13 protein-coding genes and 1 tRNA gene are annotated in these 15304 nt (G+C 71.1%); 3 read left to right on the top strand and 11 right to left on the bottom strand.

Annotation, left to right across the window (positions count from 1 at the left end):
* Positions 1-46: 46 nt before the first annotated feature.
* Entirely contained in the window at positions 47-967 is a 921-nt protein-coding gene (locus ACH427_RS07060) for a C40 family peptidase (protein ID WP_398868389.1), read from the bottom strand.
* A gap of 213 nt (positions 968-1180) precedes the next feature.
* Here ACH427_RS07060 and ACH427_RS07055 point away from each other — a divergent pair.
* The 3 genes from ACH427_RS07055 (at position 1181) to ACH427_RS07045 (ending at position 5410) form a co-directional block, all read left to right on the top strand.
* Positions 1181-1254, top strand: a tRNA-Lys gene (locus ACH427_RS07055).
* Positions 1255-1583: 329 nt separating this feature from the next.
* Positions 1584-3458, top strand: coding sequence for a glycosyltransferase family 2 protein (locus tag ACH427_RS07050; RefSeq protein ID WP_398868388.1), 1875 nt, complete (start codon positions 1584-1586; stop codon positions 3456-3458).
* Positions 3455-5410: a galactose oxidase-like domain-containing protein gene (locus ACH427_RS07045; RefSeq protein ID WP_398868387.1), complete on the top strand. Its 1956-nt coding sequence runs from the start codon at positions 3455-3457 to the stop codon at positions 5408-5410. Before ACH427_RS07050 ends, ACH427_RS07045 begins: the two co-directional genes overlap by 4 nt.
* 264 nt (positions 5411-5674) lie before the next feature.
* Here ACH427_RS07045 and ACH427_RS07040 read toward each other — a convergent pair whose 3' ends face one another.
* The 10 genes from ACH427_RS07040 to ACH427_RS06995 form a co-directional block, all read right to left on the bottom strand.
* Positions 5675-6727, bottom strand: a complete 1053-nt coding sequence (locus ACH427_RS07040) for a glycoside hydrolase family 6 protein (protein ID WP_398868386.1) — start codon at positions 6725-6727, stop codon at positions 5675-5677.
* Positions 6728-6890: 163 nt separating this feature from the next.
* Positions 6891-7553, bottom strand: a complete 663-nt coding sequence (locus ACH427_RS07035) for a class F sortase (RefSeq protein ID WP_398868385.1) — start codon at positions 7551-7553, stop codon at positions 6891-6893.
* Positions 7554-7572: 19 nt separating this feature from the next.
* Entirely contained in the window at positions 7573-8133 is a 561-nt protein-coding gene (locus tag ACH427_RS07030) for a hypothetical protein (protein ID WP_398868384.1), read from the bottom strand.
* Positions 8134-8247: 114 nt separating this feature from the next.
* Positions 8248-9027, bottom strand: a complete 780-nt coding sequence (locus ACH427_RS07025) for an HAD-IIA family hydrolase (RefSeq protein ID WP_366004169.1) — start codon at positions 9025-9027, stop codon at positions 8248-8250.
* Positions 9028-9118: 91 nt separating this feature from the next.
* Entirely contained in the window at positions 9119-10174 is a 1056-nt protein-coding gene (locus tag ACH427_RS07020) for a 2-aminoethylphosphonate ABC transporter substrate-binding protein (protein WP_398868383.1), read from the bottom strand.
* Between the two features lie 46 nt (positions 10175-10220).
* The gene (locus ACH427_RS07015) at positions 10221-11018 is read right to left on the bottom strand and encodes an ABC transporter permease (RefSeq protein ID WP_398868382.1); all 798 of its coding nucleotides are present in this window, start codon (positions 11016-11018) and stop codon (positions 10221-10223) included.
* Complete coding sequence (locus ACH427_RS07010) at positions 11005-11883, bottom strand: 2-aminoethylphosphonate ABC transporter permease subunit (protein ID WP_398868381.1); 879 nt, start codon at positions 11881-11883, stop codon at positions 11005-11007. The genes ACH427_RS07015 and ACH427_RS07010 overlap by 14 nt, the downstream gene beginning before the upstream one ends.
* A gap of 406 nt (positions 11884-12289) precedes the next feature.
* Positions 12290-13357 carry an ABC transporter ATP-binding protein gene (locus ACH427_RS07005; protein ID WP_398868380.1) on the bottom strand — a complete coding sequence of 356 codons (1068 nt, stop codon included), beginning with the start codon at positions 13355-13357 and terminating at the stop codon, positions 12290-12292.
* Positions 13354-14064, bottom strand: coding sequence for a phosphonatase-like hydrolase (locus ACH427_RS07000; protein ID WP_398868379.1), 711 nt, complete (start codon positions 14062-14064; stop codon positions 13354-13356). The genes ACH427_RS07005 and ACH427_RS07000 overlap by 4 nt, the downstream gene beginning before the upstream one ends.
* Positions 14065-14069: 5 nt before the next feature.
* Positions 14070-15191: a TIGR03364 family FAD-dependent oxidoreductase gene (locus ACH427_RS06995; RefSeq protein WP_398868378.1), complete on the bottom strand. Its 1122-nt coding sequence runs from the start codon at positions 15189-15191 to the stop codon at positions 14070-14072.
* Positions 15192-15304: the final 113 nt, after the last annotated feature.

Raw genomic sequence — 15304 nt, 5'->3', positions numbered from 1 at the left:
CCGGGCGGGCAGGCCGCACCACCGGCGTACGGGTGACGGGCCGGGGTCAGCGCACCCGGCCGTACAGGTTCGGGTCGTAGTGCGCGAACGTGGAGACCCGGACCTTCTTGCCGGGCCTCGGCGCCTCGATGTACCGCTTGCCGCCCAGATAGATCGCGGCGTGGTGCACCCCGGACGCCTTGCCGTTGGTCGACCAGAAGACGATGTCGCCGCGGCGCAGGGCCGACCGCGGGATGCGGGTCGTGGCGCGGTACTGGTCGGCCGCGATCCGCGGCAGCCTGGCTCCCGCCTCGCGGTACGCCTTCTGGATGAGCCCGGAGCAGTCCCAGCGGTGCGGGCCGTTGCCGCCCAGGACGTACGGATCCCCGATGTGGGCCATCGCGAAGGCGATCGCGGGTTCGAGATCCCGCCGCCCGGCGGCCGGCCGCTGGGGATGCTGGGGCCGGGCCGGCTCGGGGGGCGCCGGGGGCTCCTGCGTCTCCTCCCGGCCGGACTCCTCGGCGGGCGCCTCCGTCTCCTCCTGGGCGGCCCCCTCGTCGTCCCCCTCCTCGGCGCCCTCTTCCTCGGTGTCGCCCTCCTCGGCCTCGCCGTCGGGGGCCGCCTCGGCGTCGACGGCGTCCGGATCCGCCTCCGACTCCGGCACGGCCTCGACCGCGCCCTGCTCCTCCTCCGCATCCCCACCCGCGGAAACGGCGCCCGGGTGCGGGCGCGGCGGCCCCTGTGGGGCGATCGCGCTCTCCGTCTGCCCCGGACCCGGCTGCGGGGACGCCACCGCCGCGCCCACCCCGGGCCCCGCCAGCACCACCGCCCCCACCGCCACCGCGACCGCACCGCGGAGAGCGCACCGGTGGCGTACGGGCCCGGCGGCCGTCCGGCGCTTGCCCACGACCACCGCGGCGGCCCCGTCGACGCAGAGCGCACACGCGCAGTCGCCGGGTATCGCCTCGGTGAAAGCCGGTATTCGCACGGCACCGCTGCCTTCCGTCGTACTCGGCACAGCTTCTCAAGGGCCACAGAAAACCGCATGCCGGAAATACGGACGGTTCCCTCGGTGGCGGAGACCCTTCACCCCGCCCGCACCGCCGGCACAGCGCCGCACGCAGGCGCTTCCCCTTCCCGCCGGCCCGGGAGGTGGTCAGGAGCACCCTCCAGGATCAGGTAGAGTTTTCTCTGTCAGCAGGCGCCGCTAGCTCAGTTGGTTAGAGCAGCTGACTCTTAATCAGCGGGTCCGGGGTTCGAGTCCCTGGCGGCGCACAGACAGAAGAAGGCCCCTCACCTCGGTGGGGGGCCTTCTTCGTGCGCCCGGAAGATCCCCGGAGGGCCGGGCCCCGCTTCCGAATACTTCACCCCCATTCGTACGCATCTTCGCATCACACACCACTTTGCCCGGTAAACACCTCGTTTCGCCCTTGTGATCATGACGCGCCGTCCGAGATCCTGAGCGGAGAGCAATGACTCAACGTCAATAAGTGACCAATGAGTCACGCGTGCTGTCGGGGAGCCGGTGCGCACAGGGTCCATGCGGCTGTGGGGGGCCGACGGACTCACGACGGACACACGCGATCAGCATGCGTGCGGGGGGAATGACCATGACGACCACGCCTGCCGATGCCCGGCAGCAGACCCACGCCCCGGCGGCCGCCGGCGGCCCGCCACGGGCACCCGGCGTGCCACAGCAGCCCGCCGGGCCCAGGACGACACCACCCGGCGATACGAGGGGCGACCGGACCACGGTCCGGTCGCCCGTCCGTCCAACCGGAGCGCGCCCGCGCTTCGACTACGAGCACTACAGCAGGCTGGCCGGCCCGCTCACCGAGCCCGAGCCGGGCCGGCCGTACCGCGTCCGCTACCGCAGCCTGCTCGCGGACGAGACGCACCGCGTCCTCGGCGCCCTCCTGCTCGGGGCCGCGCCCGTGGTCTCCCTGGGCCTGCTGCTGTGGCTGATGCAGCCCGCCCACTGGACGCACCGCGACCACTCCACTCCTCTGATGCGGTCCCTGGACACCGTGATGCTGGTGTCGATCGGGCTGATCGAGCTCTTCCGCACCCTGAACGTGGTGTCCAACGCCCACGCCACGCTCGTCGCGCGCGACCCCGTGCCGGTGGTGCCCGAGAGCGGCACCAAGGTCGCCTTCCTCACCTCGTTCGTGCCCGGCAAGGAGCCCCTCGAGATGGTCACCCGGACCCTCCAGGCGGCCACCAGACTGCGGCACCGCGGACCACTGCACGTATGGCTGCTGGACGAGGGCGACGACCCCGGGGTCAGAGAGGTGTGCAGACGGCTCGGCGTCCATCACTTCTCCCGCAAGGGCGTCGAGAAGTGGAATCAGCCGAAGGGCCCGCACCGCGCGAGAACGAAACACGGGAACTACAACGCCTGGCTGCAAGCCCACGGCGACGACTACGACTTCTTCGCCTCCGTCGACACCGACCACGTGCCACTGCCCAACTTCCTCGAGCGCATGCTCGGCTACTTCCGTGACCCGGATATCGCGTTTGTCGTTGGACCACAGGTGTACGGGAACTACGATGCGGCCGTGACCAAGGCCGCCGAGAGCCAGCAGTTCCTGTTCCACGCCCTGATCCAACGCGCCGGAAACCGTTATGGCGCGCCCATGTTCGTCGGCACCAACAATGCCGTCCGGATCAGCGCGCTCAAGGGCATCGGCGGGCTCTACGACTCGATCACCGAGGACATGGCCACCGGCTTCGAACTGCACCGGCACCGCAATCCCGCGACCGGTCGCAAATGGCGCTCCGTGTACACCCCGGACGTCCTCGCGGTCGGCGAGGGGCCGAATTCCTGGACGGACTTCTTCACCCAGCAACTGCGTTGGTCGCGGGGCACGTACGAGACCATCATCAAGCAGTTCTGGAAAGGGCCGTTCACCCTGTCGCCGGGCACACTCGTCAACTACACGCTGATGGTCATCTATTATCCGATGACCGCGCTCAACTGGCTGCTGGGCGCCTTGAGCTGTGCGCTCTTCCTGGGGCTAGGCGCCTCGGGGATCCAGATCGACTCCGAGGTCTGGATGATGCTCTACAGCGACGCCGCGGCCCTCCAGATCGGGCTCTACATCTGGAATCGCCGGCACAACGTCTCCCCGCACGAGCCCGAGGGCTCCGGCGGGCTCGCGGGCATGGTGATGTCCGCGCTGTCGGCGCCGATCTACGCCCGTTCGCTGATGGACGCGGTGCTGCGCCGCAGGAGCACCTTCGTGGTGACCCCCAAGGGCGACTCGGCGAGCCCGGACACCCTCTTCGGCACCTTCCGCGTCCACCTGTTCTTCCTGGCGGTGTTCGGCGGCTCGCTGCTGGCCTCGTTCTGGCTCGGCCACACGCACGTGGCGATGCGGACGTGGGCGGCCCTGGCCCTCGCCATCACCGTCGCGCCGGTCCTCGCATGGTGGTGGACCGTACGCAACGCCAAGCAAGCCGTGGAGGCCAGCCGATGAACCAGCCCCGTTTCCGTGTCAGCCGCCGCACCCGCCGCATGGCCGTCGGCTCGGCGGTGGTGCTCGCCCTGGCGGGGATGAACGGACCGGCGCTGTGGGGCTACGCCTCCGACCAGTACCACGACTACAAGATCAACCAGCCGGAGTACAAGGCCAAGAACGGCCACTGGGACATGGTCGACGTCCCCGACGAATACCGCATCAACACCATTCACGCGGCCCTGCTGCACACCGGCAAGGTGCTGCTGGTCGCCGGGTCGGGCAACAACGCCGCCAATTTCAAGGCGAAGTCGTTCCGTTCGGTCCTGTGGGACCCCGAGAAGAACACCTTCAAGAACATCCCGACCCCGAAGGACCTCTTCTGCGCCGGGCACACCCAGTTGCCCGACGGGAATCTCCTGGTGGCGGGCGGCACTCAGCGCTACGAAAAGCTGGGCGGCGACGTCACCAAGGCCGGCGGGCTGATGGTCGTCCACAACGAGGACCCGGACAAGCCGATCACGCTGCCCGTGGGCACCAGATTCACCGGCAAGAACAACGGGAAGACCTTCGAGTCGAAGGACGCCGTGCTCGTCCCCCGGGCCAAGAAGGTGCAGGACGACGAGAGTCACAAGGTCACCGTCACGGTCAGCACCGCGCGCGTCTATGTGGAGGCTCTGCAAAAGGGCCATCAGTACGAGACCGGGCTCACCGACAACTACAGCATCCAGGGCCTGAAAGGCACCGATACCCGCAACGTCTACGGAATCGCCAACAAGCTCTCGTTCGACAAGAAGGACTTCCAGGGCATCAAGGACGCCTATGAGTTCGACCCGGTCGCCGAGCGCTATGTCACGGTCGACCCCATGAACGAGGCCCGCTGGTATCCCACCCTCACCACCCTCCAGGACGGCAAGGTCCTCTCCGTCTCCGGTCTCGACGAGATCGGCCAGGTCGTGCCGGGGAAGAACGAGATCTACGACCCGAAGACCAAGAAGTGGACCTATCTGCCCAAGGAGCGCTTCTTCCCGACCTATCCCGCGCTCTTCCTCACGGACAAGGGGCGGATCTTCTACACGGGTTCCAACGCGGGTTACGGTCCGGCCGACAAGGGCCGTGTCCCCGGCGTGTGGGACCTGGGGAGCAACGACTTCACCGAGGTGCCGGGGATGAGCGACCCGGACACCCTGGAGACCTCGATGTCCGTGCTGCTGCCGCCCGCCCAGGACCAGCGCTATATGGTCCTCGGCGGTGGCGGGGTCGGCGAGGACAAGAAGGCGACCGCCCGTACCCGGATCGTCGACCTGCACGCACCGCGGCCGCGCTTCAAGGACGGGCCCGATCTCTACGCCAAGGCCCGCTATCCCAGCAGCGTCATCCTGCCCGACGACACGGTCCTGACCACCAACGGCTCGGGCGACTACCGTGGACGCAGCGACTCCAACATCCTCAAGGCGGAGATCTACGACCCGAAGGACAACTCCCGGCGCCCGGCCGCCGATCCGCTGGTGGGCCGCAACTACCACTCGGGCGCCCTGCTGCTGCCCGACGGCCGGGTGATGACCTTCGGTTCCGACTCCCTCTTCGGCGACAAGGCCAACAGCAGGCCCGCGACCTTCCAGCAGGAGATCGACCTCTACACCCCGCCGTATCTCTTCAAGAACGGCGCCCGGCCCGAACTCAAGGACAGCGGCGGGCCGAAGACGCTGTCGCTGGGCGACAAGGTGACGTATGGGGCGGGTGGCCCGCGGCCGATCGCGAAGGTGCGGTTGATCCGGCCCGGGTCCTTCACTCACGTCACGAATGTGGAACAGCGGTCGATCGCGCTCGACTTCACGAAGGAGCGGGACGGTATCACTGTGACCCTCCCCAAGGATCCGTCGCTGGTGCCGCCTGGTTGGTACATGCTCAATGCCGTGGACGACCGGGGTGTGCCGTCGCCTGCGGTGTGGCTGAAGGTCAAGGGGGCGTAGGGGGCGGCGGTTGCGCCTGCGGCGGGCTTTTTCCCCAGCCCCGCTCCTTCCCGGCTGCATCTGTTGTGCGGCTCCGCCGCGTGTGGGGCAAGCCCCCAGACCCCGCAACACGCTTCGCGCGTTGTCCTCAAACTCCCCCAGCTACCGCTGGGAGGTGCCCCCAACGGGCTCAATGTTCTGGATACGGTCCGCAATTCCAGCCCGTCCGGCGTTTGAGGACGCGGCCGCAGGCCGCTCCCGTCGCAGGCGCAACCGCCCCGCCCGTCACTTCGCGTTGCGCGCCAGCTCCAACGCGTACCGCTCCCACCACTGCCCCGCCTCCGGTCCCCCCTTGCACGTGCCGTCCGACTCCCCCGGCCGCTTGACCCACAGATACGCGTCGACGAGCGCGTCACCCGTGCGCGTCGTCGGCGGCTCGCCCAGCGCTCGGCCCGAGGGGTTGCACCAGGACTTCTCGTGGTCCGCGCCGGACAGCGGGCCGTTGCCGTTGCGGCTGGTGTCGATCACGAAGTGCTTGCCGCCCAGGAGGGCGGAGAGGGTGTGCCCGTATTCCTTGTTGTCCTGCGTGGTCTGGAAGTTGGAGACATTGAGGGCGAATCCGTCGGCCTGGTCGATGCCGGCCCGCTTCAGCGGATCCGCCATCCGGTCGGCGGGCGTGACCCAGCTGGAATTGCCGGCGTCCAGATAGACCTTGGTGCGAGGCAGTGCCTTGAGCTTGCCCACGGCCTCCTTGAGCAGGGCGTACCGCTCCTCGTGGAACTGCTGGGGCGTGCAGCCGTCCTCCATGTGCGGAAGGGCGTCCGGCTCCAGGATCACGGTCGCGGCGCGGTCGCCGATGCCCTTGGCCGCCTTGTCGAGCCAGTCGCGGTAGGTGTTGCCGTCGGAGGCACCGCCCTGGCTGTACTGACCGCAGTCGCGGTGCGGGATGTTGTAGAGCACGAGCAGCGCGACCCGGTCGACCGCGGCCGCGGCCTCCGTATAGCCGCGGGTCTGGCCCTCGGGGTCGTCCACCCCGATCCACTCCGCGACGGGCTGGGCCGCGATCTTCGACAGGAGGTCGGCCTTGCCGGTGCTGCCGTCCTTGCGGAGCTCGGCCGACCGCTTGGAGGCGGTGGACTCGGGGTTCACCCAGAAGGGAACCCGGGACTTGGGCAGTTGGGCGGGCTGCCGGGGCGGCGCGTCGGCGGCCTTCGGCGGCTCCGCGGAGGAGGAATCGGATGAGCATCCGGCGAGCAGCAGCAGGGCCGCCACCGCGGCACCGGTTCCTCTACGGGCCGTACGGGCACGACATGTGCGGCCGGTGTAGCTGCCGTACATCCATTCCCCCTTGGGTGTACTTCCTGTGGGGTGTCCCCCCGGCCCCACGGGACATGACCGGGCTTTTCCATGCTTGCACAGAAATCGCCGCGTCTGTGGGTGGTCGGGCGATGACCCGCTGTCAAGTCGCCCTGTTGGAGCAGGGGAGGGGCGTGTGGCGGGGTCAGACATGTCCGGCGCCGGTGAGGTAGGCGGAGACGACGACGTTGGCGCTGTAGGAGCGGCGGACGCGGTCGTAGGTGCCGCCGCAGGTGATCAGGCGCAGCTCGGCGCGGTCGGCCCGGCGCGGGCCGTAGACGCGGTGGGCGTCGAAGTGTTCCTTGGTGAAGACGGAGACGTCCTCGACCGTGAACTCGGCGGTGGAGCCGTCCGCGCGGTCGACGGTGACGGTGGCGCCGCGTTTGAGGCCGGCGAGGTCGTAGAAGACGGCGGGCGCGTGGTCGGTGTCGACGTGGCCGACGAGGACGGCCGCGCCGGGCGAGCCGGGCCCGGGTCCGCCGCGGTACCACCCGACGGCGCCCGCCCGCTGGTACGGGGGCGGGTCGACCGCGCCCGACGGGTCGAGGCCGCGGTCCTCGATGGGTGCCCTGACCCCGACGGACCTGATGACCAGGCCGTGGGGGCGGGCCGCCGGGAGCGGGGCGTGGGCCGGGGGCAGCGGGTGGGCGCTCGGGCGGCCCGCGGCGGCGACGTCGCCGGCCGTGGGGGTGGCGGCCACGGTCCCGTCGGTGATCTCACGGCCCCAGAGCCACAGGGCCACCAGCAGCGCGGCCCAGGCCACTCCGGTCAGGAGGCGGCCGTGGCCGCTGCTGCGCTCTTCGGACATCTCGGCGGCCGCCCTTCCGTCACCGTCGGCCGGTGTCGGTCCGGCGGCGGTACCAGGTGACCCCCGCGGCGGCCAGCGCGGTGCCGCCCGCGAGGACGAGCCCGGGGGCGCCGGGGGGATCGGCGGCCGCCGCGGTGCCGCCGCCACCGGCCGGTACGGGCGCCACGGGCGAGGCCGCCGGGGGGCGGTGCGCGGCGCGGCCGGTGTGCTCGGGGGAGCGGGCGCCCTGAGGGGCGACGACCGTCAGCCGGCCCTCGGCCGTGCCGTCACGGCCGTCGCAGCGGACCTTGACCGCGTAGGTGCCGGGCGCCGCGGTCGAGCGGAGGGTGGTCTCCGCGAGCATTCCCGTCGCGTCCTTGGCGAGCCGCGCGTCGGTGACGAACGCCGGGGAGGTCGCGGTCGCCTTGTCGGTGGCGCACCCCGCGACCCGCAGCTGGACGCGCGAGCCGGGGGTGCCGGTGACGGGCGCGAGGGAGACCGCGCCGGGCCTGGTCACGGGGGCGTCCTGGGCGCACGCGGGCGCCGCGCACACGGCGACCGCCGCCAGGGCGCCGCACAGAGCGGATCGGGCTGGGTCCATGGGAAACCTCCTGGTATCCCAGAGACTCGCTCGCCTTCGCGGGGCGCCGCATCCGCTGCGTGGCGCCATTGCTCCGTACGGTCGCGGAACCAGCCCAATGCCGGACCGCGGCGCTCAGACCAGGTCGACGAGGTCCGCGATGGAGTCGACGACACGGGAGGGGCGGAAGGGGTGGTGGTCGACGTCCTCCGGGCGCGTCAGTCCGGTCAGGACCAGGAACGTTTCCATGCCCGCCTCCAGGCCGGCCAGGACGTCCGTGTCCATCCGGTCGCCGATCATCGCGCTCGTCTCGGAGTGGGCGCCGATCGCGTTCAGCCCGGCCCGCATCATCAGGGGGTTCGGCTTGCCGACGAAGTACGGTTCCCGGCCGGTCGCCTTGGTGATCAGCGCGGCCACGGAACCGGTCGCCGGGAGCGCGCCCTCGGCGGAGGGGCCGGTCTCGTCGGGGTTGGTGGCGATGAAGCGGGCGCCGCCGTTGATCAGCCGGATCGCCTTGGTGAGCGCCTCGAAGCTGTAGGTGCGGGTCTCGCCGAGCACCACGTAGTCCGGCTCCGCGTCGGTGAGGACGTAGCCGATGTCGTGCAGCGCGGTGGTGAGCCCGGCCTCGCCGATGACATAGGCGGTGCCGCCGGGCCGCTGGTCGTCCAGGAATTTGGCGGTGGCCAGCGCGGAGGTCCAGATGTTCTGCACCGGCACGTCCAGCCCGATCCGCTCCAGGCGGGCGTGCAGGTCGCGGGGGGTGTAGATGGAGTTGTTGGTCAGGACGAGGAAGGGCTTGCCGGATTCGCGGAGCCGCTTGATGAAGGCGTCGGCCCCGGGCACCGGAATGCCCTCGTGCATCAGCACACCGTCCATGTCGGTGAGCCAGGATTCGATCGGCTTGCGCTCTGCCACGGTGGGACTCCTGCGGTCTTTTGCCCCGTGCCGGGGCGGGGGAACGCCGGGACAGCGCCACTCGTGCGCCGCCCCGACACCTCCAGCCTAATCAGCTTCCGGTGGCCGACTTCCACGCGTCGACGTAAGAGGCGAGGTTCTTGTCTATTTCGGCCCAGTCCGGGCGGAATATCTCGACGCCCTGCATGATCTCCGCGAGGGCGATGGCGTTCTTGTCGGTGGCCTTGACGTCCGTACGGACCGGGAATCCGCCGGCGACGGAGGACGCCTGCCGCTGCACCTCTTCGGAGAGCAGGAAATCCAGGAACTTCTTCGCCCGGTCGGCGTGCGGGGCGTTCTTCACCAGCCCGGCGGCATACGGAAGGGCGAGTGTGGTGCGCTTTCCGCTGCTGCCGGCGGGGAAGAAGATGCCCTGGTGAGGCATGGACTTCATGTTCGCGTAGTTCATCTGGACATCGCCGTTGGCGACGAGGAGTTCGCCCTTGTCCGTCTTGGGGGCGAGTTGTCCGGTGGAGGAGGACGGGCCGACGTTGTTCTTCTGGAGCTTTTTCAGATAGGCCATGGCGGCGTCCTTGCCGCCGAAGTCGTGGACGGCCTTCACGAGCACCGCCGTGCCGTCACCGGCGACACCGGGCGTCGAATACTGCACCTTGCCCTTGAACCGGCCGTCCAGGAGGTCGTCCCAGGTCTTCGGCGGGTCCTTCAGTTCCCGGGTGTTGTGGATGAAGCACAGGTAGTTGCCGACGACGGGGGTCCAGGTGCCGGTGGCGGAGCGGTCGCCCGCGGGAACCTGGTCCGAGCCCGCGGGGCGGTAGGCGGCGAGCAGACCCTTGCCGTCGGCCTGCTGGATGAACGGCGGCAGGGTGACGATCACGTCGGCCTTCGTACGGGACTTCTCCCGGGCCAGGCGCTGCACCATTTCACCGGAGCCGCCCTCGACGTATTTCACCTTGATGCCGGTCTTCTCCCGGAATTCCTTGAAGACCGTGTCGTAGAAGCCCGAGCCGTCCTCGGCCTTGAGTCCGTCCGCGCTGTAGACGGTGATCTCATCGGCGTCGGCGGAGGTGCCGCCGCAGCCGGTCAGGGTGGCGGCGAGGACCACCGCGCCGAGTGCGGGGGCGGTGAGCGGCCGGTGAAAGCGGGGCATGACGTGTCGGACTCCTTGCGTGGGAATGGCGGGGAGGGTGGTGCGCTCAGCGGTAGGACGCCCTGGTGCGGATCCGGGAGACGCCGAGCAGGACGGCGAGCGTCGTCACCATCAGGACGACGGCGAGCGCGGCTCCGGCGAAGAGGGCGCCGCGGTCCGTGGTGCCGAAGATCTTGACGGGCAGCGGCAGCCAGTCCGGCGGGTAGAGCATCATCGTGGCGCTCAGCTCCCCCATGGACAGGGCGAAGCAGAGCCCCGCGGCCGCGGTCAGGGACGGCAGGAGCAGGGGCAGTTTCACGCGCCACAGGACGGCGGAGGGGCGGGCGCCGAGGCTCGCGGCGCTCTGTTCGTACGCCGGGTCGAGACGGGCGAGGGCGGCGGTCACGGACTGGTGGGCGAAGGCCGTGACCAGCACGGTGTGCGCGATGACGACGATCTCGCGGGTGCCGTTGAGCAGCAGCGGCGGCTCCGAGAACGCGACCAGCAGCGACAGCCCGACCACGACGGACGGCACGGCGACCGGCAGCATGAACAGCGCGTCGACGACACGGCGTACGCGGCGCCCCAGGCGCTCCGCCGCGAGGGCGGCCCAGGTGCCGGTGACGAGGGCGAGGGCACTCGCCGCGACGGCGGTCAGCAGGCTGGTGGTCAGCGCGCTCAGCGAGTCGCCTCGCGCGATGTCCTGATAGTGCGTCAGTGTGGCGCCGGAGGGGAGCGCACCGCTCCAGTTGGTGGCGAAGGACGCGCCGAGGACCACCAGGAACGGCAGCGCGAAGACGGGCAGGAAGAGCGCGAAGAAGACGGTCCACGCGGCCCAGCGGGCGCGGCGGCTATGCACGAGCACGGCGGGTGTCCCCCTTTCCGGAGGTGCGGGATTTCCCGGGCTTACCGGCGAGGAGCAGGCGGTAGAGGCCGTACAGCGCGACGGACAGGGCGACGTTGACCACGGCCACGACGCACGCGCCGGTGTAGTCGCCGTCCAGGATCGCCTTGCTGTAGACCAGCATCGGCAGGGTCGTGACGCCCTTCGCCCCCGTGAACAGCACGATCCCGAACTCGTTGAGGCACATGACGAGTACGAGGCTGCCGCCCGCGGCGAGCGCCGGGAGCGCCTCGGGCAGGATCACCTGCCGCACGATCCGCGGCGCCCGCGCGCCCAGCGAGGCCGCGGCCTCCAGCTGCGCGGTCTCCACCTGCGAGAAGGCGGCGAGCAGGGGCCGCATGACGAGCGGCGTGAAGTAGGTGATCTCCGCGAGCAGCACGCCCCAGGGCGTGTGCAGGAAGTCGAACGGTCCGTCGGTGGCCCCCGTGACATCCGTCCACAGTCCGTTGGCCATGCCCCGGGAGCCGTAGACGAAGAGCAGGGCGAGCGTGATCAGGAAGGAGGGGAACGCGAGGAAGATGTCGATGAACCGGCTCAGCGCTCTGGCGCCGGGAAACGGCACGAAGGCGATGACCAGGGCGAGGGTGAACCCCAGGACGAGGGTGCCCGCGGTGGCGCCGGCGGCGATGGTGACCGTGTTCCGGAGGGCTTCCCGGAAGGCGGTCTGCCGGAAGGTCTCGCCGTAGCCGTCGGATTGGCGGATGACGAGGGCGAGGGGGTAGAGGAAGAAGATCGCCAGGGCGCTGAGCGGGGGCAGGACCCATAGGGCGCGAGCGGTGCGCCGGCCGCGGGCCGGTGCGCCGCCTGCGGCGGGCCTTTTCCCCACCCCGCCCCTTCCCGGCTGTATCCGAGGTGCGGCTCCACCGCGTGGGGGGCGCGTGCCCCGGGCCCCCGGCTGTCCCTCCGTTGCCGCCCGCGGCGCCTTTTCCCCCACCCCGCCCCTTCCCGGAACCGGGGAGGCCCCGGACCCCCTGACCGCGCTTCGCGCGGTGTCCTCGAACGCCGGACGGGCCTGACCGGGCGGACCGTGGTCCGAGAACCGCGGGCCGCCGGGGTGCTCCGGCAACTGCGCATCGTCCGGGCAGCCATTCAGCCCGTGCGGGCACCTCCCAGCGGTAGCGGGGGGAGCCTGAGGACACGCCCGCAGGGCGTTCACCGCCGCGGGCGGCAAAGACGGCCCGCGCCCCGGTTCGGGAAGGGGCGGGGCTGGGGAAAAACCACCCGTCCGAACCCTACGCATCGGCCACCACCACGACGTCCTCAGAAGCGAACCGCACAGCCACCCGCTCCCCCAACACCGGCACCACGCGTAGCTCCGGCACCTCAGCCGTCACTTCGAAACCTTCAGCCACAGTCACGGTGACCCGATGCGACGCTCCACGCCACTGAAGCCCCGTCACCACCCCCCGCACCACGTTCACCGACGGATCATCGGACTCCCCCAGCCCGATCAGATGCGGCCGGACGCACACCGTCACGTCCCCCGCGCCCGCACCCTCGCGGACGCGAAGCCGCACACCGCCCACCTCGACCTCACTCGCGCCCGACCACACGCCCCGCAGCACGTTCGCACTGCCGACGAACGACGCGGTGAACGCACTGCCCGGATTCCGGTACAACTCCCTTGGCGTGCCGCAGTCCTGGAGGCGGGCGCGGTCCATCACCGCGACGCGGTCGGCGAGGGTGAGGGCCTCGGACTGGTCGTGGGTGACGTAGAGCATGGAGACGTCCGGCAGGTCCCGGTGCAAGCGGGCCAGCTCGGCGAGCATGTCACCGCGCAATTGCGCGTCGAGCGCGGAGAGGGGTTCGTCGAGGAGCAGGACTCCCGGCCGGACGGCGAGTGCCCGCGCGATGGCGACGCGCTGCTGCTGACCGCCGGAGAGTTCGCGTGGGTAGCGCTTGGCGTACGCGCTCATGCCGGTCATCTCCAGCGCGTCGGCGACCCGCCCGGCGATCTGGTCGCGGGGCGCCTTTCGGGCCTTGAGGCCGAAGGCGACGTTGGCGTCGACGCGCAGATGCGGGAAGAGCGCGTACTGCTGGACGACCATGCCGATGCCGCGCCGGTGCGGCGGCAGTTCCGTCACGTCCTGGCCACCGATCAGCACCCGCCCGGAGGCCGGCCGGACGAACCCGGCGACGGCGCGCAGCGCGGTGGTCTTGCCGGAGCCGGAGGGGCCGAGGAGTGCCATGACCTCGCCGGGTTCGACGGTGAGGTCGAGCGCGTCGAGCACGACGGTGTCGCCGTAGGCGACGGACACCTCGTCGAAGCGGATGCCACCGCCCGTGGTGGTGGTCTTCACGACTCGTACTCCGCTATCAGGCCGGGCAGTTCGGCCACCGACGGCAGGACGGCCGTGGCGCCGGCGGCCCGTAGCGCCGTCTCGTCGTGCGCCCCGGTGAGCACTCCCGCCACGAGCGACGCACCGGCCCGCCGTCCGGAGAGCATGTCGTAGGAGGTGTCGCCCGCGACCGCGATCCGCTGGACGGCGTCGACGGCCGCGGTGCGCAGCAGCGCGGTGAGGACCATGTCGGGGAAGGGGCGGCCGCGGCCCGCGTCGGCGGGGCAGAGGGTGAGGTCGGCGAGGCCGGTCCAGCCGAGGGCGGTGAGGATCGCATCCTGGGTGACGCGGGCGAAGCCCGTGGTGAGGACGACGGTCCGGCCCTCGGCCCGCAGGCGTTCGATGGCGGCGCGGGCGCCGGGCACGGGAGCGCAGTGCCCCTCACCGACCAGCCGCCCGTAGGCCGCCTCGAAGGCGGCGTTGGCCCGCCGCGCCCGCTCCTCGTCGCCGAAGAGGTGCCGGAAGACGGAGATCTTCGACTCGCCCATGGTGGCGCGGACATGGGCGAGGTGGGCGGCGTGCTCCGCCGAGCCGGGCCGTACGCCGAGCTCGGCCGCGGCGCTCTCGAAGGCCCGCTCGACGAGTCCTTCGTCGGCGACGGTCGTGCCGGCCATGTCCAGGACGACGAGCCCGATCGGCGCGTTCTTCCCGTCGGTCACGGGGGTCATCTCCTTCACCAGCCCAGTGCGTTCGCGGTGGTCTCGGCGATGGCGGGCGCGCAGGTCATGCCGCGGCCGCCGGGCCCGGTCACCAGCCAGATGCCTCTCCGCACCTGCTGCCGGTGCACGACGCGCGTGGTGTCGACACACTGCGCGTACACCCCGGCCCAGCGGCGCCGGATCTTCGGCAGGGGCCGGCCGAGGAGCGTTTCGGTGACGGCCGTCAGGTGTTCGTACGGGTCCTCGTCGACGTCGAAGGCGAACGGCGCCTCGTATGCGTGGGTGTCGCCGATCGTCAGCCCGCCGTCCGCCCGCTGGACCATGAGCAGTTGCATCCGGTGCTCGGCGGCGACGGGCGGCTGGTGCTGCGCGGCGGCGAGCGCGTCCAGGGCGGGGCCGCCGTAGGCCGGGTAGTAGCGGAAGCTGTCGGCGTCGGCGACGGAGGTGGTGAGCGGCTCGCCGAGCGGCGCGGTCTGCATCATCTGGAGGCGTACGCGGCGTACGGGCAGGTCGGGTGCGAGCTCGCGGACCAGACCGCCCAGCCAGGCGCCGGTGCAGAGGACGACGGCGTCGCCGGTGTGGGTGACTCCGTGGTCGTCGCGGACGGCGTGCTCACCGATGGTCTCGCGGACCTCGCGGCCGCCGAGGAAGGTGTAGCGGCCGGAGGCGAGGAGCGCGTCCTTGAGGGCGCGCTGGGCGGTGCGTGGTTCGACGGCGGCGTCGCGCGGGCACCACAGGGCGCCGCGGAAGTCGCCGCGCAGGGCGGGGTTGAGCTCGCGGGTCTCCTCGGGGCCGAGGAGGGCGAAGCCGCGGGCGGCGGCGTCGGGGCGGGCGAGGGCGGCGCGGGCGACGGCCAGCTCCGCCTCGTTGGTGACGACCGTCAGCGAACCGTTGGCCCGGAAGCCGAGGCCGGGGACGCCGTCGGCGATCTCCGCCCAGAGCTCCCGTGCGCGCAGCGCGGTGTCCAGTTCCTCACCACCGGCCCGGCCGCTGACCCAGACCAGGCCGAAGTTGCGGACGGAGGCGCCCCGGGCCTCGGCCTCGCGCTCGATATGGACGACCTCGTGGCCGCGTTGGACTGCGTGCCAGGCGTGCAGGGTTCCCAGCACGCCGGCTCCGACGACTATGACTCGCATGCCGGGAACGCTCCTCGGGGCGGGTGACCCGAAGCGGTCCGCACAGCTACGGGACGGTGAACGGGCTGTCAAACTTGGCCTAGACCCGTTACCATTACGTTACATACGAATGG

Origin of the sequence: Streptomyces sp. NPDC020379, from assembly GCF_044387105.1 — a bacterium.
Lineage (GTDB): Bacteria > Actinomycetota > Actinomycetes > Streptomycetales > Streptomycetaceae > Streptomyces.
This window is presented reverse-complemented; position numbering and strand designations above follow the sequence as displayed.